At 48.9% G+C, this 19,744-nt stretch carries 18 protein-coding genes; 3 read left to right on the forward strand and 15 right to left on the reverse strand.

All coding sequences use genetic code 11. The features are described from left to right. Window position 1: 1 nt before the first annotated feature. Both ACQVGT_RS16810 and ACQVGT_RS16815 read right to left on the reverse strand, forming a co-directional pair. Window positions 2–169 carry a YezD family protein gene (locus ACQVGT_RS16810; RefSeq protein ID WP_003244522.1) on the reverse strand — a complete coding sequence of 56 codons (168 nt, stop codon included), beginning with the start codon at window positions 167–169 and terminating at the stop codon, window positions 2–4. Window positions 170–323: 154 nt separating this feature from the next. Further along, window positions 324–1,196: an STAS domain-containing protein gene (locus tag ACQVGT_RS16815; RefSeq protein ID WP_015482933.1), complete on the reverse strand. Its 873-nt coding sequence runs from the start codon at window positions 1,194–1,196 to the stop codon at window positions 324–326. Between the two features lie 197 nt (window positions 1,197–1,393). On the opposite strand from ACQVGT_RS16815, the gene ACQVGT_RS16820 reads away from it, so the two are divergent. The 3 genes from ACQVGT_RS16820 (at window position 1,394) to hmoA (ending at window position 2,766) form a co-directional block, all read left to right on the forward strand. Then, window positions 1,394–1,882 carry a hypothetical protein gene (locus ACQVGT_RS16820; protein ID WP_015383054.1) on the forward strand — a complete coding sequence of 163 codons (489 nt, stop codon included), beginning with the start codon at window positions 1,394–1,396 and terminating at the stop codon, window positions 1,880–1,882. A gap of 91 nt (window positions 1,883–1,973) precedes the next feature. Continuing rightward, window positions 1,974–2,336 (forward strand): VOC family protein, encoded by a 363-nt coding sequence (locus tag ACQVGT_RS16825; RefSeq protein ID WP_003233803.1) that lies wholly within the window; start codon window positions 1,974–1,976, stop codon window positions 2,334–2,336. Window positions 2,337–2,439: 103 nt separating this feature from the next. Further along, window positions 2,440–2,766, forward strand: coding sequence for a heme-degrading oxygenase HmoA (gene hmoA, locus ACQVGT_RS16830; RefSeq protein ID WP_003243958.1), 327 nt, complete (start codon window positions 2,440–2,442; stop codon window positions 2,764–2,766). Between the two features lie 36 nt (window positions 2,767–2,802). On the opposite strand, the gene ACQVGT_RS16835 is transcribed toward hmoA, so the two are convergent. From ACQVGT_RS16835 to rhgT, 13 genes are all read right to left on the reverse strand, one after another. After that, complete coding sequence (locus tag ACQVGT_RS16835; protein ID WP_015383052.1) at window positions 2,803–3,498, reverse strand: DUF421 domain-containing protein; 696 nt, start codon at window positions 3,496–3,498, stop codon at window positions 2,803–2,805. Between the two features lie 74 nt (window positions 3,499–3,572). Continuing rightward, entirely contained in the window at window positions 3,573–4,913 is a 1,341-nt protein-coding gene (gene lplD / locus ACQVGT_RS16840; protein WP_015482932.1) for an alpha-galacturonidase LplD, read from the reverse strand. An 8-nt stretch (window positions 4,914–4,921) separates the two neighbouring features. Next, on the reverse strand, window positions 4,922–5,809 hold the full coding sequence (locus tag ACQVGT_RS16845) for a carbohydrate ABC transporter permease (RefSeq protein ID WP_003242715.1): 888 nt from the start codon (window positions 5,807–5,809) through the stop codon (window positions 4,922–4,924). A 14-nt stretch (window positions 5,810–5,823) separates the two neighbouring features. Continuing rightward, entirely contained in the window at window positions 5,824–6,780 is a 957-nt protein-coding gene (locus ACQVGT_RS16850; RefSeq protein ID WP_015482931.1) for an ABC transporter permease, read from the reverse strand. Between the two features lie 54 nt (window positions 6,781–6,834). Beyond that, window positions 6,835–8,343: an extracellular solute-binding protein gene (locus ACQVGT_RS16855; protein ID WP_015482930.1), complete on the reverse strand. Its 1,509-nt coding sequence runs from the start codon at window positions 8,341–8,343 to the stop codon at window positions 6,835–6,837. Between the two features lie 121 nt (window positions 8,344–8,464). Beyond that, on the reverse strand, window positions 8,465–11,038 hold the full coding sequence (locus ACQVGT_RS16860; RefSeq protein ID WP_015383048.1) for an exo-rhamnogalacturonan lyase family protein: 2,574 nt from the start codon (window positions 11,036–11,038) through the stop codon (window positions 8,465–8,467). 43 nt (window positions 11,039–11,081) lie between these two features. Then, window positions 11,082–13,073: a beta-galactosidase YesZ gene (yesZ, locus tag ACQVGT_RS16865; protein WP_015482928.1), complete on the reverse strand. Its 1,992-nt coding sequence runs from the start codon at window positions 13,071–13,073 to the stop codon at window positions 11,082–11,084. 7 nt (window positions 13,074–13,080) lie between these two features. Continuing rightward, the gene (locus ACQVGT_RS16870) at window positions 13,081–13,734 is read right to left on the reverse strand and encodes a rhamnogalacturonan acetylesterase (RefSeq protein WP_015482927.1); all 654 of its coding nucleotides are present in this window, start codon (window positions 13,732–13,734) and stop codon (window positions 13,081–13,083) included. A gap of 158 nt (window positions 13,735–13,892) precedes the next feature. Further along, window positions 13,893–15,731, reverse strand: a complete 1,839-nt coding sequence (gene rhgX, locus ACQVGT_RS16875) for a rhamnogalacturonan exolyase (protein ID WP_046340216.1) — start codon at window positions 15,729–15,731, stop codon at window positions 13,893–13,895. Window positions 15,732–15,776: 45 nt separating this feature from the next. Further along, the gene (gene rhgW, locus ACQVGT_RS16880) at window positions 15,777–17,621 is read right to left on the reverse strand and encodes a rhamnogalacturonan lyase (RefSeq protein WP_015482926.1); all 1,845 of its coding nucleotides are present in this window, start codon (window positions 17,619–17,621) and stop codon (window positions 15,777–15,779) included. Window positions 17,622–17,759: 138 nt separating this feature from the next. After that, window positions 17,760–18,386: a YesL family protein gene (locus ACQVGT_RS16885; protein ID WP_046340215.1), complete on the reverse strand. Its 627-nt coding sequence runs from the start codon at window positions 18,384–18,386 to the stop codon at window positions 17,760–17,762. Beyond that, window positions 18,383–19,045 (reverse strand): YesU family protein, encoded by a 663-nt coding sequence (locus ACQVGT_RS16890; protein ID WP_041517745.1) that lies wholly within the window; start codon window positions 19,043–19,045, stop codon window positions 18,383–18,385. Before ACQVGT_RS16890 ends, ACQVGT_RS16885 begins: the two co-directional genes overlap by 4 nt. After that, on the reverse strand, window positions 19,038–19,736 hold the full coding sequence (rhgT, locus tag ACQVGT_RS16895) for a rhamnogalacturonan acetylesterase (protein WP_015383041.1): 699 nt from the start codon (window positions 19,734–19,736) through the stop codon (window positions 19,038–19,040). Before rhgT ends, ACQVGT_RS16890 begins: the two co-directional genes overlap by 8 nt. Between the last annotated feature and the right edge of the window lie 8 nt (window positions 19,737–19,744).

The raw sequence follows: 19,744 nt of genomic DNA on the forward strand, positions 1-19,744 counted from the left end.
ATCATTTTGATTCTTTCCTTTTCAGCGAAAAACGGTGCTTTTCTATTTTCTCAATTTGGGTAATCTGAGAATCATGAACCGTAATCTGAACGGTGCCGAAATCGAGTGTTTCCAGCGAGCTGATGATTTTTTCAATCACTTCCGGATCAATCGTTGATTTTGAAACCAAAAGACCTTCCCCCCTGTTGAATAGGTTTTAATTCACAGTATTCTTATAAGAATTATAATATTATGTTTTTTTTGATAAATCAATGGTGATTTCTGTTCAAATCAAAAAGGCATATGATCACCCGGTGACGGACAATCATATGCCTGGAAACTTCCTATTTGTTTTCTTCCAATTCCTCAACAATACAGCGGACACCCATATTTTCTAATGCCTGCTTCAGAGTGCCATACGTTTCATATTCACTAAAATCAAGCCCCAATTGAATCGATGTTTGGGCCACATCCGGGCGAATCCCTGAAAATACGGCTTTGACGCCTAATAAGAAAAGCGTTTTAGACAGGTTGTACAATTGCTGAGCCACCATAGTATCCACAATCGGAACACCCGAAAGATCAACGACGAGGCTTGTGATTTTTCTCTCGACACAGCGGACCGGCACTGTTTCTAAAATGACCTGTGCTCGTTTTGTATCAATGGAGCCGATAAGCGGCAATATCCCGATTCCATCGGCAATGGAAATAACCGGGCAGCCAAGCTCTGAGATCAATTCCTGCTGAGATGTGAGCCTCATCAGCATGAATTTTTGGTACTGCTCGGAGAATTCAATAATCAGCTTATCGAACGACTGATTCACAATGCGGTTCCATCGGTCTGCATCCTCATTTGTCACAATCTCCTGATTCTCTTTTATAAATGTGACGACTGCGTCCCAGAATGAGATTCTTGAATTGGATATGGCTTCTACGACCTCATGAACTTGAACATCCTGCTCTACCCTGTTTTTCGCAACGTTTTCCGCCCATTTTGTCATGTTTTCTTGAAAATCGGTTTGATCCTCCAGAAATGCGCTTGCGATTGTTATATTGGTAAATGTATGCTGCTCGGTTAAAAGCGTTTTCGTTGCTTCACTTAAATGGCTGGCGGAATATAGCTCGCCTTTAAGCTGGCAACGCAAACTGAACCATTTCTCAGTAATATCCGCAGTGTTGTCTATGATATATTGATATAATAATTGATCGATATTCACGGTCTGTCTCCTTTTTCGTAATAGAAGCACTTTCATTATAAAATGATAAAGCGGAATTGTGAATAAGACTAGAGAAAAATCAAATGATTCTGCTCTCTGAGCGCATCCTAGCTTCATATCCTTAGGCGAATGCACCAATAAGAGTCCGCCCGCATAAACTGCAATGTACAGTTTACAATGAGAAAGGACGTAATCACATGTATTATGTTGATCCTTATATGTTTGCGGGGCATTTTTATGAGCCTTGGCCTGCTTTTGAATATGAATACCGATATCCATGGCCTGGCATTGGCAGCGGTGCTGTTCCGGGCTCTGGCGGCGGCCCTGGCATTGGCGGCGGTGCTGTTCCAGGCTTTGGCGGCGGCGGCGGCCCTGGCATTGGCAGCGGTGCCGTCCCAGGCTTCGGCGGTGCGCCGCAGGGACCTCCTCCTTCCCAAATACCAGCGAAACCGCCAAAACCGCAGGGTTCTCAAGGAGCCGTTTTGTTAGTTGAACCAATCACCATTCGTCCTTGCCTTTTCCGATTTACCTATGTTTGGTTAACCAATGGCCGCTCATTTTGGTTTTACCCGATCATCCTTGGCAGAAGATCCGTCGGCGGCTTTTATTGGGATTCCTCACGTCGCCGCTGGGTTTATTTCGCCTTAGACACAAATCACATCGATGTTGTAAGCTGCTCATTTTAAAAATCAGCCGGTTTCCCGGCTGATTTTTTTATGTTACTTCGGCCGTAAACAGGTTATAGTATTATTATCTTTTCAACTTGGAGGTTTCCCTATGATCAAACAAATTGGCACTGTTGCTGTATATGTCGAGGACCAGCAGAAAGCGAAGCAATTTTGGACAGAGAAGGTAGGCTTTGATATTGCAGCGGACCACCCAATGGGACCTGAAGCAAGCTGGCTGGAGGTTGCGCCAAAAGGGGCCGAGACTCGTTTAGTCATTTACCCGAAAGCCATGATGAAAGGCTCAGAGCAAATGAAGGCTTCTATTGTGTTTGAATGCGAAGACATCTTTGGTACATACGAGAAAATGAAGACAAACGGTGTAGAATTTCTCGGTGAGCCCAATCAAATGGAGTGGGGCACCTTCGTTCAATTTAAGGACGAAGACGGAAATGTGTTTTTATTGAAAGAATAAACTGTTGCGCACGGCGGTTCGATTCCGCCCTGCGCTTTCTTTGACATTGAGAATGAATTTCATTTACAATTATTCATATGTGAGAATGATTGGAGTGAGACAAATGTTTGTACAGTTGAGAAAAATGACGGTTAAAGAAGGCTTTGCAGATAAAGTTATAGAACGTTTCAGCGCTGAAGGAATCATTGAAAAACAAGAAGGTTTAATTGATGTGACAGTGCTTGAGAAAAATGTGCGCCGCGGTGATGAAGAAGTTGTTGTCATGATTCGCTGGGAATCAGAGGATCACTGGAAGCAATGGGAAAAAAGCGATGCGCATATCGCCGGCCATAAAGCAAACAAAGGCAAACCAAAGCCTGACTATCTGATCAGCACTGAAGTGAGCATGTACCATGTACGTGCTGTCAAACAAGGGACATACAATCAATAAAAAGCTTGCGCCTTGCTGCAAGCTTTTTTCTAAGAGTCATGTTGATCTGCTTTGTTCGTATGTTACAGTATACAGCGGCTTATTTTTATGCCATTCTGCAAATAACACGTCCTCCGTCTTATCAATGTTCTTCTTTTTCAATTCTTGCTTCAGCCACTGTTCATCCACACCTGCTTCCTTCAAATTATCCCGGACAACCTCTCCATCTATGATTAAAGTGATCGGCAGAGAAACGGACTTCGAAGGAATCTGCAAATCCTTATTTGTCGGTTTGTCAAAATCAGATTTGGGGAGCACGCTGACCATCCCGTTTGTTTCCAAAATCGCATATTCTACTTCTTGGATCGAAAAACTCCCCGCTTGCCTCAATAGGCTTTGCAGCTGGTTAATGTCTATCTTATTTTTCTTCATTACTTTATATTGAAGCTCTCCTTTGCGGATGACGATATTCGGCTCACCCTCCAAGAACTTTCGCGATGATTTCATTTTTTGCGTGATAAATTCAATAACATAAATCAGCACGCCCCACAGCAGCGAAGCAAAAATGATTTCTTTTATTTTGATATCATGATCGTAGACGGCATTTCCGACCAATTCTCCTAAAATTAAAGCAGAAATAAAGTCAAACGGCGTAATTTGAGAAAATTGGGTTTTCCCCAGAAGCTTTAAGATAATAAATAAAATGCCTAAACCGCAGACCAATTCTACCGCAACACTTAAATAATCTCCCATATTGATAGCACCTACTTCTTGATTATACTATCAGTATGGTCAATGGTTTCTTTTCTAAACCGGAAAAGCTCCGCTCAACGTTGCATGGTGCATTGGAGCATGTCATTGAAAAGCTGCTCTGCATCACTGCGGTCAATCCTGACAAGCGGGTCATTGAGGAAAGCTTGAAACGCGAGGCCAGTATCCTTTGTTAGACCTGCTTCCGACACTGCCTCTTGATTGGATATATGCCTAGCCGCCAGCATTTCCACACCTTTCGGAAGCGCTCCGGAAAAAATCGGCTGGACACGGTTCCTTGTGATGAATGCGTTTGTTTCGACAATGGCTTGTATAGGAAGGTTTGAGACCTGGCCTTGATTCGGCATATTTACATTTGTGACGAGTTCACCCAATCCGAGAAGAGCCGCTATGATGTTCACGCCTTCTTCTCCCGAAGCTTTCTCAGCAACGCCCCGTTGTTGCACGATCAACCGTTCTGTTTCTTGTCGTTTCTCAGCTCTGTCTTGTTTTCTGAATGATATAGGTGTGAGATGAAATCTCCATACTTCAGGCTGTTTGAGGTATGGGCCGGGAAGAAACTCTGCCAGATGCCTGTCTCCTGCAGCAGGGATGGCGCCATACGTTTCAAATAAATCAAACGCAACACGGTGTGCCGAACAAAAGACGCTGTCCCTCCAGCTTTCCCCCTCCAGCTCATATCCTGATTCCCCATAGTGCGCGCTGAATTCACGGAATATAGGCAGCAGGTCAATATGGCGGTAAGAGGCTTTTGTGATCCATGTAAAATGGTTAATGCCGAGCACATTAACGCGGATATCCTCACGCCGCGGCACCTCTATCCCCAGCCTTTCCGTGACCATTTCCACCAATAGCTTTTGCGTCCCAAATACCTCGTGGCAGCAGCCAATCGCTTTGATTCCGGGAAACACTTTATACAGCACTCTTGTACAGACAGACATCGGGTTTGTATAATTAATGACCCATGATTCAGGTGCGTAGTCTCTTATTGCCCGGGCAATTTCCGCAAATATCGGCACAGCACGCAAGCCCCTGATGATCCCTCCGGGCCCGACAGTATCACCTACAGACTGATAAATACCGCAGCGCTCAGGCAAGTGGACATCGACTTCCATATCATCCAGTGATCCCGGCAAAATGGAAATAATGACGATATCAGCGGCTGATAACGCCTTTTTCAAAGTAGAAACAGCCTCATATCTCCATCTGCCGTTCCCGCTGTGATTGCCGATCACTTCATTTTTCTGAGCGGCTTCAAAATCAAGATCATAGAGCGCCACCGTGCCTGACATCCGTTCATCAATCGACAAATCACTCATCAGGCTTCTGGCCCAGCCTTGGGACCCCCCGCCGATATAGGCAATCTTAATCTGATCTAATGTACTGATATGAAACACTCCCTTTCTCAGCCTTTCACCGAACCGATCAGCATTCCTTTTGCAAAGTGTTTTTGTAAAAATGGATAGACCGCCAAAATCGGCAGCGTCGCAATGACAATGACAGCGAGTTTAATTCCCTGCTCCGGCGGAACTGCATTTTGCATCGTATCACCATTGGTCGCCGTTAAATCCGATAAAATTGTGACTTGGCGAAGCACCATTTGCAGCGGCCATTTTGCACTGTCATTGATATATAAGAGAGCGTGGAAGAAATCATTCCAAATCCCGACCGCATAAAACAGCGCAAAGGTCGCAATAACTGGCTTTGACAGTGGCAGGGCGATCCGCCAGAAGACGCCGATTTCGGAACAGCCGTCAATTTTTGCTGATTCCTCCAGCTCGCGCGGCAGCTGCTGAAAGAAGTTTTTGATAATAATAAGGTTGAACGGATTAATTGCCATCGGCAGAATCAATGCCCAATACGTATCCAAAAGGCCAAGTGATTTTACGACAAGGTACGTCGGAATCATGCCGCCTGAAAACAGCATGGAGAAAATCACCAGATTCAACAGCAGATTCCGTCCCTTCACATGCCGCTTCGCCAGCGGATACGCCATCGTGAAGGTGAAAAACAGCTGTACAGCCGTCCCGACCACGGTGATGAAGATGGACACACCCATGCTTCGAAGGAACGTCGGTGTCGAAAACACATACTTGTAAGCATCAAGTGTAAAGGTTTTCGGGAAAATAAAGAAGCTCCGCTGGGCGAGTTCCGCTTCTGTCGCAAAGGAACCGGCGATAATATACAAAAACGGCAAAATGGTAATCGCGCCGACACCGCCGAGAAACAGAATGTTGCAGACGTCAAACACCCGTCCGGCTTTGGTGTTGTGCATCGTGTGAATTTCAGCCATACCTCTCCCCTCCTCTAAAACAATCCTTCCTGATCAAACTTTTTCGCAATGTAATTGGCGCCAAAAATCAAGATAATCCCGACAACTGATTTAAACAAACCGACCGCCGTGCTGTAGCTATACGCCCCTTGGGTAATCCCCATCATATACACATACGTGTCGAAGATGTCAGCCACACTGCGGTTGAGTGAGTTCGTCATCAAATACACCTGTTCAAAGCCAAGATTCAAAAAGCTGCCGATTCTTAAAATCAACAAAACGATAATGGTGCTTCTGATCGCCGGCAGCGTAATATGCCACATTCTCCTGAACCGCCCCGCTCCGTCCATGATGGCCGCTTCATACTGCTCTTGATCAACCGTAGCGAGCGCTGCCAAAAATAGAATCGTTCCCCAGCCTGTTTCCTTCCAAATGCTTTGCATCACAATCATCGGCCGGAACCAGTCTGCATCCGACAAGAAAGAAATCTGCTCACCTGTCAGGCTCATGATCATTTTGTTGATCACACCTGTATCGACAGTAAAGAAAACGAAGGTGATGCTGACCACAATTGTCCATGATACAAAATGGGGTACGTAAATGAAGGTTTGGATACATCTTTTATACGCGGCCTTTCTTACCTCATTCAAAAGCAAGGCTAAAATGAGAGGCGCGGGAAAGGCAAACAAAAGATCCAGGCTCGCCAGCATGAGGGTGTTGCGCAGCAGCCGGAAAAAATCCGGATTCATAAAAAAGTCTTTGAAATAATCAAAACCGACCCATTCGCTTTTCCAGAAGCCAAGATATGGCGAATAGTCTTTAAAAGCGATCAGCACGCCCCACATCGGCAAGTATTTAAAAATCAAAAAATAAAGCAGACCGGGAATAAGAAGAAGATAAAGCCATTTGTCCCGTTTGAGCGCAGCCATCCAGCTGATGCCTTTTCCAGCGGTGAGAACAGGTGAATCTCCCTTCTTCGGCACTGTTTCCATATCTGTTCTCCTTTCGTGTTACCGGGGCGCCCGCCGAAAGGCAGGCGCATCGGTTTATTTTGACGATTGATACAATTTGTTCAAGTCCTTCATCAGTTCATTGCCGCCGCTTTTTTTCCAAAGCTCCACTGCATCATCGAACCCTTTTTCATCAATTTCTCCAATGATAAATTGTGTTCTCGCGTCGAGGATGATGTTGTCAAGCTGGGCTCCTTTTTGGGTATAGACATCAGATACAAGCGACTCAGCCGGGTTAAAGACCGCTATTTTTTCTCCTTCGGTTATGATGTCCTTGCGATGCTGGAAGAGCTTGGTTTTCTGGTCTTCGATGTAATACTCGCTTTTCGGAATCGACATGCTGAACTGTGCCAAGCCTTCATGCTCATACAGGAGAGATTTGTTGTTTTTTTCAAGTGAGGTGAATACGCCGTCCTTGAGCTCGTAATTGCGGCCCTTCACTCCGTTGTTCGTGAGAATCTGCGCTTCCTTATCATTCATCTTATCGAGGAAGGACAGCACCTCTTTCAGCTCTTTTTCGGTTTTGACGCTTGATTTTGGTATCGCGATCATGCCTGAATATCCAGATGTCGGGAAGGTGCGCTTGCCATTCGGTCCCTCAAGCGAGCCGACGATATCAATGATATCCTTGTTCGACTCATCAGCCTCCTCCATCGCGCTTTGGATTTGAGACGCTCTTGAGCCTGTATCAACGATGACACCCGCTTTTCCTTTTACAACCGGATCATTCCACTTCGCGGAATCCATGACAGCAAAGTCCTTATTGATCAAGCCCTCATCATAGAGCTTTTTAAAAAACGTGAGCGCATCCATGTATTCCTTCGTTGTAAAATCCGGAATCAGCTTTCCGTTTTCAACACCGTAGCGGTTCGGAGCGCCGAACCAGATTTGCAGAACATCCCATGGGCTTCCGTTGCCGAGTCCCATCCATTTCGGCACGACCATGCCGTACGTATCATCCTTGCCGTTTCCGTCAGGATCTTTTTCCTTAAAGGCTTTCAGCACTTCATAGAAATCATCAAGCGTTTCCGGCATATCCAGACCGACATTTTTCAGCCAGTCGGTTCTGATAATCATACACGCCCTGATCAGGTCCCTCGTTCTGTAGATTCCGTACACCTCGCCGTTCACCGAGCTGTTCTTCAAAATCTTTTCATCTGCCTGGCTTACATTCTTGTAGTCTTTTAAATAAGGAGACAGTTCCCAAAACGCCCCTGCTTTGACAGACTTGATAAAGCCGGCTGACTTATCTTTAATAACAATCGCGTGAGGCATCTCTCCTGAAGCCATGACGATGTTGAATTTGTCGTTGTAGGATGAATCAGGCACCCATGTGACCTTAATCTCTTTGCCTGTGTATTTTTCGAGCGCTTTTAATGAAGGGCTCTTATCACTCGGGCTTTCCGGCGATAAAAGTGGCGCCATAATTTTGATCGTATCTTTCGAACCGCTTGCTGAATTGGAAGTTTCCGAATGGCTGCATCCGGCGATCATCATGGCAGCAAGCGGCAAGGCCATCCATTTTTTTCGCATTCTTATTTTCATGATGCGTAAGTCCCCCTTTTTTCAATTTGCATTTCCCCTTTGCCCCTCTCAATATAAAGCGCTTACATAAATTCTTGCAATCTTCATTTTTTGCACCATTTCTCCTATGAAATTCCGGCTGTTATCCTTTTTTGCCCGATGTTTCTTTTTTTGCCGGAAGAGAATCTCCGATCAGTTCCAGTGCCGCTATGACATTTAAACACCATTGAGAGACAGTGTTCGTTGTCACCCATGGAAGCTCCTCTATCTGCGTCCATGTCTCGATGCGCTCCGGTTTGATCGGAAGCGGCGTATGGCTGAGCTTATCATCGAGCAAAAGATTCCACACATTGGCGGCGAGATGAGGATCTTGCTTTTTTCTCGCGGCGTAGGCTGTCATACCGGCGGCGAACATCGGCCAGTGAAAATGCCCGTCATGAAGAGCGCCTCCGCTTTTTTTCCGTTTTTCCTCATCACTGAGTGTGTAAAATTCGCCGAATTCACTCAGCATATCCTCCCATTCCCGGTCATCAAGAAGCTCAGCCAGCTCCATCCACACTTGCGGCGCGCCGAAGGCAATGATCATATGATATCCGCCCGCAATGCCGTCTCCCATGTGATGAAGCATCGAGGTCGCCGGGTCATATTCAAATGTCGGGCCGGATAATAAGCGGAGCGGCAGCCGCTTCAGACAGTTGATTCCCGTTTCGATTTTTTTGAGATATTCCGGATTTTCGGTCCGCTCCCATTCCGCCAGCCAGTTCGAGCAAAACGCCGCCCAGTCCGGTCCCGTTCTGGCGTGAGTCGGGTGCTTGCCTTTCTCGTAAAAAGCGCGCATCGGATCGGTTTTGACGAGGGCATAATCGGCATCCTTCACTTCTGTCAAAAGATCTCCCGTCCGCTCATCACCCGTCAGATAATAATAGAATTTATAAAGCCCGGCCATGCTGATTCTCGCTTCCTTGCAGCCGCATCCCCAGTGCACAACGTTATGCCGTGAACCAAGCCCTGCGTATTCACCGAGGTGAAAGCTGTCCGTTTCGCTCGTATGGCGGGTCATGGCTTCTGCCATGCGAAACATATCCTCTCTGCCTGAGCGGAAAAACGCCTGCCACAGCCATAAGGTCGGAACGAGCTCATTGTTTTGCCATGCGTATCCGCCGAGATCGTACCGCCACATATGCCGGATCGGGTCATACGTATGCATGACATCGCCATAATGCCAAAAACCGTACCATCTGCGTTGCTCTACTTCCTTTTTATAAAACAGAAAGGCCGCATCGAGCTGGTCTTCCAGCTCTTTTTTGAGCGGATGGGATGTGTCAATGATGCTCCAAACCCCGAGTGCTTTTGATTCGTAATAGACGTCCGGCTCGAATACAATGAGCGGCGGCGCCTGCCATTTGTCAGCGAGCGCATTGAGGACTTCGTCAGACGGCATGTGCGAAAAGCACGCCAGGCTGATTTCATTTGTGTTCGCAATGCCTGTCGGATCAGAAAGCATTTCATCAAAGCCTTCATACGCGCTGGCCACGTGGGTGTTTCCTGTATAATGCCGCAAATCCATCGCTTCGCCGTCTGGGGGCCAAAGCCAGATAGTCATTTTGGGGCGGCTGCCGGCAAGACCTGTGATTTCCAGTGCTGAAGGATATTTCTCAAAGAAATACCTCAGGCCGAGAGCCACACCGCCATTTTTTCCGCCCGCATAGCAGAGCCCCTTCGCCCGGCTGCCATGCAGTATTCCAACCCACGCATAATCTTTTCCGGTCCGTTTTGACAGGCTGTAATGATCGCTGGAATCCTGAACAAGCTTCACATCGTCCCAAACCGCATTCTGTGTGCCATGTGCAAACCATTCCTTATGCTCTTCATCTGGAGACAGCATTTCGCCATTGATTTGTTTTTCATAAAGCGGATATCGTTCATTGAATTTACGTGTGCCAAACAGCTGGACGGGTTCTTTATACATCCCTTTCTCTCCCGCAAACCGGAAATGGCGGTTGTACGGCTCCCCCTCCAAAAAAAGGGCAAATTCGATGCCGAGGCCCTTAATGAATTCTTGTTTACCGTTCCTGTCAATCAGCTGCGTGTGCACAAGGCCGATCTCAGACAGCCCGGCATAAAACGCCAATCGGATGACAAACGGCAGCCATTCTTCATTCGTTTTATGGAGCACATGCACTCCCTCGATTTTGACTACTGCTTTGACAGGACCACTCTGCTCAATCGCCGCCCGTTTGATAAAGCTGACAGACCTTTCATGCAAAAGAACCGTTTCCGCCGCCGACTCTTTTCTCGTTTCTCTTATGGCAACGAGCCTCCCGCCTGCGGCGATCGGCTTTCCGTTGATCTGCAATGATTGAATGAAATCAGATCCTGTTTTATGAATGGTACAAACGAGTGCTCCTGTATCCACTTGGATATCATGCTCTGACTCATGAATGCTGAGCGATTCAGTTGGCTGCGGGACTTCTCTTTTGTGCACTGTAAAGCTTTGGTTTTCCTTACCGCCAAACACCGCCGCGTGCTTCGTCCACTTGATGCTCCCGTCCGGCCAATAGGCCGACGGTTCGCTTTGCACATATCGCGTTTCCGCGTTTTCATTCATAAGCGCCAGACGGTCACCCTTTTTTAATTCTCCTTTTTTCCATGGCACGCCCCACGTCACGCCGCTTGTCACCTTTGGCTGTCCTGATAACCATTTGATCTTTTTCATCGGTCTCTCCCTCCATAGAAAAAAGCTGATTCGATGCAAAGAATCAGCTGTGATTGTCAAATTGAATCACACGGTATTCATGCGGTCCGACCGCCAGCCTCCCCGCCTTTTCCAAGCGGTGCGTCAACAGATCTGTTCCCGCTTCCGGCAGTGTCACACTTCCTCCTTTTCCATCCATATTCACGATGATCCACACAAGGCCGCTATCGCCTTTGCGCGGGGCAACGATCGTGCCGGGCGTAACATCCGACCGGCTGGAAATAACAGCTTCCTCCGCGTAATGCCTGACGAGCGCTTCCAGCATCGCATCCCCTTCTTTCCCGGATGGAAGCGAGCCCAGCATGACAATTTTCCCCTCGCCGTAATTCCGTTCCGTCAGAAAAGCATGGCCCGCCCCCGGTCCTGATTCAACCGTGCCAAGGGTGTTTCCGCTCTCTGTGTCAAACACCGCGCTCCACAGCCCAAGCGGCGCCGTGATGCCAAACGCTTTTCCTGTATTCACGTTCTCATTCATCGGAAAGGTAAACAGTGTTTTGATCCCTGACGTTTTCTCAAGTTCGCCAAGTCCGCAAGCGGTATGAATGGTATGCTCACATGTGCGCCCTCCTGTCAGCGGACCGGCGATCCAGATGCCGCCCGCTTCAGCGAATGCCGAAGCTTTTTTGATAAATTCAGAAGACAAATACGGCACAAATGGCGTAAACAGCAAGCGGTAGCCGTCCAGCGGAGCGCCTTCCGGAATAAGGTCACGGTGAATCCCCGTGTTGAGAATACGTTCATAAAAATGCGTCACAAGCGAACGATGCCGGAGCCCCCGGTGAGGCTCAGTTTTAATAAATGCTTTGGCTCTGTCAGAGTAAGTCATCGCCGCCTCGGCTTGAACGGGTTCAGTTGATAGAATAACAGGCTCGATTTCCTTTCTTGCCCGCTCAACCGCCAGCACATTTTGGTAGCCGATGGTGGGTTCGCCCCATGCACTGAGAACCGAACCGTGGGAAATCTCGCTGCCTGAACGCTGCTGTCGCCATAGCCAGTAGCAAAACCCCTGGCTTCCTAAGGCGTAGGACGATACGGCTTCAGCCTGCAAATACCCGTCTGCGTGCGGGTAAGCGGAGCTTTCAAGCGAGGCGGCATACGACGGACTCGTTTCCAAAATCCAAAACGGGCGCCCCTGTTTCAGATTTCTCCATAAATCACAGTTCAATAAAAAGGCAGAGGCGTTTTCCTGCGAAGCGTACGTGTCATAGGAGGCAAAATCGAGATTCTGAAACATTCGCTCATTGTCCACGCTGAACATGACTGATCCGTTATGCGTGATCGGCGCATCTGAATAGCAGCGGATGATTTTGGCCTGTTCATCCGCAAACGAAGCGATCATCTCCATCGAAAACAGCTGATACATAGTGCGTAAAGAGGCATGATGCAGAAACGGGGCCGGTCCCGGCTGCGGGACTTGCTCAAACGTCTGATAGGTTTCGCTCCACACATCGGTACCCCAAGCTTCATTCAAGCGTTCAATCACTCCGTAGCGATTTTTGAGCCAGTCATGCCATAAGCGCATGCATGTCTCACACATGCATGCTGCAACATGGCATTTAAACTCATTGTCTAGCTGCCATCCGATCAGCCCCGGGAGCCGGCCAAGCTCCTTGGCGATGGCTGTGGTGATGACGGCGGCTTTTTTTCGAAAATACGGGTTGTTCGTACAGGCATGCTGACGGGAGCCATGCCCCATGATCTCTCTTTTTTCATTGACATGCATGCGTTCGGGCCGGCCGTGTGAGAACCAAATCGGCGGGGTAGGCGTCGGCGTGCACATAATCGTTTCGATCCCGCTATCATACAGCCGGGCGATGATTTCTTTGAAAAAACCGACGTCAATTTTTCCTTCTTCAGGTTCCATGACAGACCAGGCAAATTCGCCGATCCGCACAACATTTACGCCAACTTCACGCATGATGTCAATGTCCTGCTGAATCGTCTCTTCATCCCATAATTCCGGATAATAGCAAGCGCCATGATAGAGTTTTCTCATCACATTTTCACCTTTCTTTGATGATCGATTCTGTCAATGGCAGGCCGAGCTCCTTTATGCCTTTTGCCACAAGTTTCGCCATTTCATTTGCGCCTTTTTTTGTAAAATGCGTGTAATCGTTAATCCCTTCTGAAATCATAAAATAGGTGTATACTTTTTCCTCGCCCTTCTCAGTAAAGAAAGCAAGGCTTTTCTCCATCAGATCAATGAGCTGGACATTCTCCTCTTCAGCCGTCTGCTTCATGGCAATGCAGTAATCAGGAAAATCGTTCAAAAACACGCCGTTTTCGTAATGAAAGCGGGCTACGGGGGTAATGAGAAGCGGGTGGGCACCTTTTTCCCGCGCGCCAGCGATATACTGCTTTAAATATTCTTTGTAGGTGGTATAGGGCTCGGTGTAGCGCTCCGGCTTATTTTTCGACGCGTCATTATGGCCCATCTGCACGAACAGCCAATCATCCGGCTCGATCACATCAAGGATTGCCTGAAGCCTGCCCTCTTCCACAAATGTTTTCGAGCTTCTTCCCCCGATCGCTCTGTTGATCACTTGAATATGCTCCGGCAGATGCGAGCCGAGAAACTGCCCCCAGCCCCCTTGATTTGTGCTGTCTCCATACGTTTGAACAGTCGAATCGCCGGCAAGATAAATATGATTTGCCATTTTTTCATTCCTCCTCGTTTTTTATACAGCTTCCATCACGGATAGCTCTTCCCTTGAAAAAGACCGGTGCGTACAGCGCTTGAGCATTGGTTTGTCCTGCCCGTTCGTTAATCATCTTGTCGTAGCGTTCAGCCTTTGCTGCTTATCCCTTAGCCCTCCTACAGCGGCGCCTCCGCTTTGCTTCCCGCTATGTACAGGGCGGGCTTCGGCGGTTTTTTCATTTCCGTTCCGAGGTAAAAGCTCGTGTGCGGCGGCTGGTTGTAGGCGGTATTCTGCCAGGCGATGCCGAGCCTGTAAACCGGATCATGCATCAGCGTGTAAAAGCGGTGGCGGGTGAGATGTGTCGTTGTATAGATACGGAGCGCGCTGCTGTCTTCCGTTCTCCATATCACTTCTTCCCGCCAGTCTCCGAACAGGTTGGCCTGAAGAACCGGGTTTCCTTTCGTGCCGTTGTTGGACAGCACGCCGGCCGGCTGAAATATCGTCTTCAGACAGCGCTTTTCAGCATCCCATTTTTCAATCTTTGGCCTGCCAATCGTTCCGTCCCAGTCATGATCAAGCAGTTCTCTGACCAGATCGCCGTCCCACCAGATGGCGAAATTGGCTGAAGCGGGCGCTTTGTCACTGATTTTTTCGCCTTTGCTCGTGAAAAGCCCATACGACTTGCCATCATTGCCCGGCGGATCAATTCCCCAGACGAGCGCCCCTTTGTAGCTTGGATCAATATGAGCCGCCATGCCCCGGCCAACGTCAGTTCCAGCATGGACGCCCCATAATATCTCACCGGTTCCGGCATCTCGCAGTGACAGTCCGTACGGCTTCGTGGCGTCCTCATGCACCTGGAACACTTCAAGCCCTTTTCGTGACGGGTCCAGATCCCCTACATGCATCGCGTCTCCGTGCCCGAGCCCCGTTGTATACAGGCCGGTTCCGTCATGATCGACCGCCATTGCGCCGTATATGATTTCATCTTTTCCGTCTCCATCGACGTCCGCCACGCTCAAGCTGTGGTTCCCCTGTCCTGCGTACGCTTCATGTCCCGGATGGTTGGAGTCAAATACCCAGCGTTTTTTGAGCCTTCCGTTTCTGAAATCGTATGCCACGAGCACGGCTCTCGTATAGTAGCCGCGCGCCATTACAAGGCTCGGCCGCTCCCCATCCAAATAAGCGATTCCAGCGAGAAAACGGTCCATCCGGTTTCCATATCCGTCTCCCCAATCCTCCAGCTTGCCGCGGGGCGGTTCATATTCCACGGTCGTGAGTGCCTCACCGGTTTCTCCTTTAAACACAGTCAAATATTCCGGACCGGACAAAATTCTGCCCTGTTCGTTTCTAAAATCGGCCTGCTCATCACCGATGATATGTCCTTTCCCGTCTGTTGTGCCGTCAGCTGTTTTCATGGCGATTTCTGCTTTTCCGTCACCATCCAGGTCATACACCATAAATTGTGTGTAATGAGCACCCGCTCTGATGTTTCTGCCGAGGTTGATGCGCCACAAAAAGGTGCCGTCCAGTTTATAGGCATCTATGAGCACCTCCCCGGTATAACCGTCATGAGCGTTGTCTTTTGAATTGGACGGGTCCCACTTCAGGATCATTTCATATTCTCCATCCCCGTCTACATCCCCGACACTGGCATCATTGGCGCTGTAAGTGTACGGCTTTCCGTCCGGCGTGATACCGCCTTCCGGTCTGGCAAGCGGAACCTCCAGGACATTTTCCTGCCAAACACGAGCTTCCTTGGAAAGCTTTTCTTCCCGTCCTTTATTGACAGCCGCCACTTGATAAACAGAGTCAGTCGTTCCGTTTTGATCGAGAAAATTAGTGCTGTCCAGGATCGGCTCGCAAGTAATCCGCATTCCGTCCCGATAAAGGTGAAAAGCCGTCGTTTCATGATCCGTGCCGAGAAAACGCCAGCTGACAAACACGCCCTGTTCTGTCTTTACTGCAATCAAACCTCTGGTCAAGTATTCCATTTGCCTCTTTTTTGGTTTCATTTGATGGGAACGGGCTGCGCGCAGCCCGTTCCTTCCCCCTTTCAGTTAAGGCGTATACATATTTGGTTTTGGCTGTTCCACCATGCCGTCTCCTAAAAAGAAGCTTGTGTGCGGCGGCTGGTTATAGGCGACATTTTGCCAGGCGATGCCAAGCCGGTACACCGGATCGTGCATCAGCGTATACAGCCTGTGCTCAGTCGGAATGGTCGTCGTGTAAATGCGCAGAGCACTGCTGTCCTCCGTTCTCCACACGACTTCCTCGCGCCAGTCACCGAGCAGATCAGCCTGAAGCGCCGGTGTTGCTTTTGTGCCGTTGTTAGATGCTGCGCCTGATGCAGTCAGCACATTTTTCGATACGCCGTTTTGATAATCCCACTTATCAATTCGGTTGCTGTCCAGCTGTTCCCGCAACAGATCGCCGTCCCACCAGATGCCGAAGTTGGTCGAGGACGGAGCCCCGCTTCCAATTTTGGCCCCTTTCGCTGAGTAGAGAGAACCGTTTGCCCACACCTCCTGTCCCGGATAACGCGGGTCAATATCAGCAGCCATTCCCCGGCCTACATCCTTGCCGGCATAAACGCCCCAAAGGATTTTTCCGGTTGCAGCATCCCGGAAAGATAAGCCGTATTTTGCATTTTTGTCCTCATGAACTTGAAACACCTCAAGCCCCGGCCGGCCCGGATCAAGATCTCCTGTATGGAGGGCATCCCCATGGCCTAAGCCGGTCGAGTACATGCCTTTCCCGTCATGATCAACAGCCATTGAGCCGAAAATAATCTCATCTTTTCCATCCCCGTCAACGTCCGCGATGCTCAGGTTGTGATTCCCCTGTCCGGCAAACGCTTCATTTCCTGACTTTGAGGAGTCTAGCGTCCAAAGCTTTGACAGCTTTCCATCCCTGAAGTTATAGGCAACTAGCATGGTTTTAGCGTAATACCCTCTGGTCATGATCAGGCTCGGCCGCTGTCCATCAAGGTAGGCAATGCCGGCGAGAAAACGGTCAACACGGTTGCCGTAGCTGTCTCCCCAATCCGACACATTGCCGCGCGCCGGTTCAAAATTTGCGGTGACAAGCTCTTTCCCGGTTGAACCTTGAAACACAGTGAGATATTCAGGGCCTGAAAGCACACGCCCCTGTTCATTTCTGTAATCAGCATTGGCATTTCCAATTACTTTGCCCGTGCCGTCTTTTGTCCCGTCTGCCGTTTTCATTGCCACTTCCGCTTTTCCGTCACCATCAAGGTCATACACCATAAACTGGGTGTAGTGCGCGCCCGCTCTTATGTTTTTGCCGAGATTGATCCGCCATAACTTTGTGCCGTCCAGTTTATATGCGTCAATCAGCACGTCACCCGTATAGCCATCCTGTGAATTGTCTTTTGAGTTAGAAGGGTCCCATTTCAGGATCAGCTCGTATTGCCCGTCACCATCCACATCGCCAACACTTGCGTCATTAGCGCTGTACGTGTAAGCTTCACCCTTTGGCGTCGTGCCGCCAGCCGGTTTATCCAGCGGGACGGAATGATACGGCTGCGCCCATACGGAGGCTTTTTCAGAAGCCGGCTGTTCGGTACCGTTTACAACAGCTCGAACCGTATACGTTGAGCCCGTCGATCCGTTTTTATCCACATAGTTCGTGGTTTTGACAGGCGCAGCATTCAGTTTTTGCCCGTCTCTGTACACATTGAACAAAACAGATGCGTTTTCGGTTCCAAGAAACCGCCAGCTGACAAAAATGCCCCCGTCCGTCTTGACCGCTACAAGCCCCCGGTTCAGCGCTTCCATCTGCCGCGCTGCCCCTTCAGCTTTCACAGGACATACAGAGGCTCCCATCACCAACAAGACCAGCAACGTAACAGCAGTAAACATGCGTTTCCTTCGTGTAATCATCAGACAGCTCCTTCTCATTTATCTGTAAGCGCTTACTTAAATTGGATTTTATGCGCTGCGTGAGCTGTCTTCAATTTCACTTTTTTGCATCTGCCTATTTCGGACACTGCACTTTTTTGCGTATTTGTCATTTTTTTGTTACCCGGCTTGATGATGTTGGGCCTCCGTCTTTTGAAATCCCCTAAGAGCAAAAAACATCAACACAAGCCCAAATAAACACGGGCCGTAAAATGGAATCAGGCCAGGAAGCGTATACAGCAAATAAAGGACAAATCCGCACCCGATCAGCATACAGCCGGTCGTCAGCGGTCTCATGGCGCCAAAAAGCAGTGCCTGCGGAATATATTTGCGAAGCGGGAGCTGGTAATGCACATAAAGGGGAAACACATACATCAGCGCGATGATATACAAAAGCCCTGCAAGCAGCGTGCAGCTTGTTACGGCAAAGGACAGCCAATCCGTACTGGCAGAAAAATAATGATAGTTCGCGGACAATATGAGCAAAAGAGCCGAAAACGCCAATCCGATCGCATTAACCTTGAAAAACTCTTTTTTATAGGTATCGAGAAATAACGGAAATACCGGGACATCCTTTTGCCCCATCAGCCATTTCCTTATAACGGCACACATCGCGGCTGTGCTTGGCGCCCATCCGAAAAGAACGCCGCCCAAAAGTGTAAACAACAGCCACAGCCCGTTCAGCCATGCTATTTTCACCACCGCTTCGCAGCCTGCATAAAGCGCATCCGTTACAGTCGTCTTCATCTTCTCACCGCTTGATGTACGGCAAAATCCCTGTAAGCTGCTTTCATGGGGGCCATCTGCCGGAACCCGATTTTTCCTTTTGTTAACACAGGCCCATATGTGCTGCCGTCGTCCATCCACTCAAGAATGGGCAGACCATTGATTGAAAAGTGCACATAGCCTTTGTCTTTGATCAGCTTCATACGATACGGAGAATCAGCGTCGTCTGGAGAAGGCAGCGGATCGGCCCCCATTGCGGCGAGGTGGAAACCGCGGCTTTTTCTTAAATTGCAGGTGCGGAATGCTCTTTCCTCCGGGTATTTTCTGCGGAAATATGACAGGTGGAGGGCATTGATATCTCCTGAATGATACTCAGGGTATGTTCCTGTTCTTTTCCTGAGACTTGGGTCAAACAAATCCTCGCCGCTTATACCCGCAGCGGCAAAAAACAGCATACACAGTCCAGGCTGCTCGATCGGAGAGAAGTCCCATGTCACAATGATGCCGTCTGGAAAGGTTTCCGGACACCAAAAGACAAAGTGCGCTTCGTCCTGGACATGTGACAGGTGCAAGCGGTGATCGTCAAATGAGATCTGTCCGCCTCCCTCCATCCGCCAGTCCTTTACATCACTAACTGACCGGAGCGGATTGTGGTACAGGCACGCGCCTTCCTTATACATGTTCTTTCCCCTCCCGGCTCACAAGGTAGTCCTTCAGCGGAAGTCCGAGCTCTTCAATGCCTTCTGCCACAAGCTTCGCAACCTCCATTGCACCTTTTTCCGAAAAATGCGTATTGTCCTCAATACCGTCCGGGTAATTCGGATGTTCATTCGGCTGAAACCAAACGAACAATCGCTTCGACTCCTCCGGCCCGTATACTTCATACAGCACCTTTGTTTTCGCAAGCAGATCAATCACAGGTACATCGAGCTCCTTCGCCAGTGCTTTCATCGCATCGGGATACTCACCGAGGGAATGCTCGATCCGTCCGTTTTCATCAAAGCGGCGGCGCTGCACCGATGTAACGAACACAGGATGCGCGCCCTTTTCGCGTGCCGTATCTGCAAACAAGGTAAGAAATTGCTGAAATGTGGAGTACGGCTTCGTCCCCCGCGGTTTTTGGTCATTGTGGCCGAATTGAATCAACAAATAATCGCCTTGTGTGATGCGTTCGGCAATTGCTTGAAGCCTTCCTTCCTCCACAAAAGAATTGGTGCTCGCTCCACCTTTGGCATGATTGCGGACAAGCACATCTTCTGAAAACAATTGCCCGAATACCTGCCCCCACCCCGCCATCGGCGCTTCATGAGGCGGGCAGTCACTCACAGTGGAATCCCCCGCTAAAAATACTTGAATCGGTTTCTTCATCACATGTTCTC

Source organism: Bacillus sp. SCT118, assembly GCF_058566435.1.

What these genes read in the sequence shown, in the direction of transcription:
- ACQVGT_RS16885 (WP_046340215.1), bottom strand. Translation starts at nt 18,386, where the DNA reads ATGAAGACGACTGTAACGGATGCGCTTTATGCAGGCTGCGAAGCGGTG.
- ACQVGT_RS16850 (WP_015482931.1), bottom strand. Translation starts at nt 6,780, where the DNA reads ATGGAAACAGTGCCGAAGAAGGGAGATTCACCTGTTCTCACCGCTGGA.
- rhgX (WP_046340216.1), bottom strand. Translation starts at nt 15,731, where the DNA reads ATGAAACCAAAAAAGAGGCAAATGGAATACTTGACCAGAGGTTTGATT.
- ACQVGT_RS16835 (WP_015383052.1), bottom strand. Translation starts at nt 3,498, where the DNA reads ATGGGAGATTATTTAAGTGTTGCGGTAGAATTGGTCTGCGGTTTAGGC.
- hmoA (WP_003243958.1), top strand. Translation starts at nt 2,440, where the DNA reads ATGTTTGTACAGTTGAGAAAAATGACGGTTAAAGAAGGCTTTGCAGAT.
- ACQVGT_RS16845 (WP_003242715.1), bottom strand. Translation starts at nt 5,809, where the DNA reads ATGGCTGAAATTCACACGATGCACAACACCAAAGCCGGACGGGTGTTT.
- ACQVGT_RS16870 (WP_015482927.1), bottom strand. Translation starts at nt 13,734, where the DNA reads ATGGCAAATCATATTTATCTTGCCGGCGATTCGACTGTTCAAACGTAT.
- ACQVGT_RS16855 (WP_015482930.1), bottom strand. Translation starts at nt 8,343, where the DNA reads ATGAAAATAAGAATGCGAAAAAAATGGATGGCCTTGCCGCTTGCTGCC.
- ACQVGT_RS16890 (WP_041517745.1), bottom strand. Translation starts at nt 19,045, where the DNA reads ATGTATAAGGAAGGCGCGTGCCTGTACCACAATCCGCTCCGGTCAGTT.
- rhgW (WP_015482926.1), bottom strand. Translation starts at nt 17,621, where the DNA reads ATGATTACACGAAGGAAACGCATGTTTACTGCTGTTACGTTGCTGGTC.
- yesZ (WP_015482928.1), bottom strand. Translation starts at nt 13,073, where the DNA reads ATGAGAAAACTCTATCATGGCGCTTGCTATTATCCGGAATTATGGGAT.
- ACQVGT_RS16825 (WP_003233803.1), top strand. Translation starts at nt 1,974, where the DNA reads ATGATCAAACAAATTGGCACTGTTGCTGTATATGTCGAGGACCAGCAG.
- ACQVGT_RS16860 (WP_015383048.1), bottom strand. Translation starts at nt 11,038, where the DNA reads ATGAAAAAGATCAAATGGTTATCAGGACAGCCAAAGGTGACAAGCGGC.
- ACQVGT_RS16820 (WP_015383054.1), top strand. Translation starts at nt 1,394, where the DNA reads ATGTATTATGTTGATCCTTATATGTTTGCGGGGCATTTTTATGAGCCT.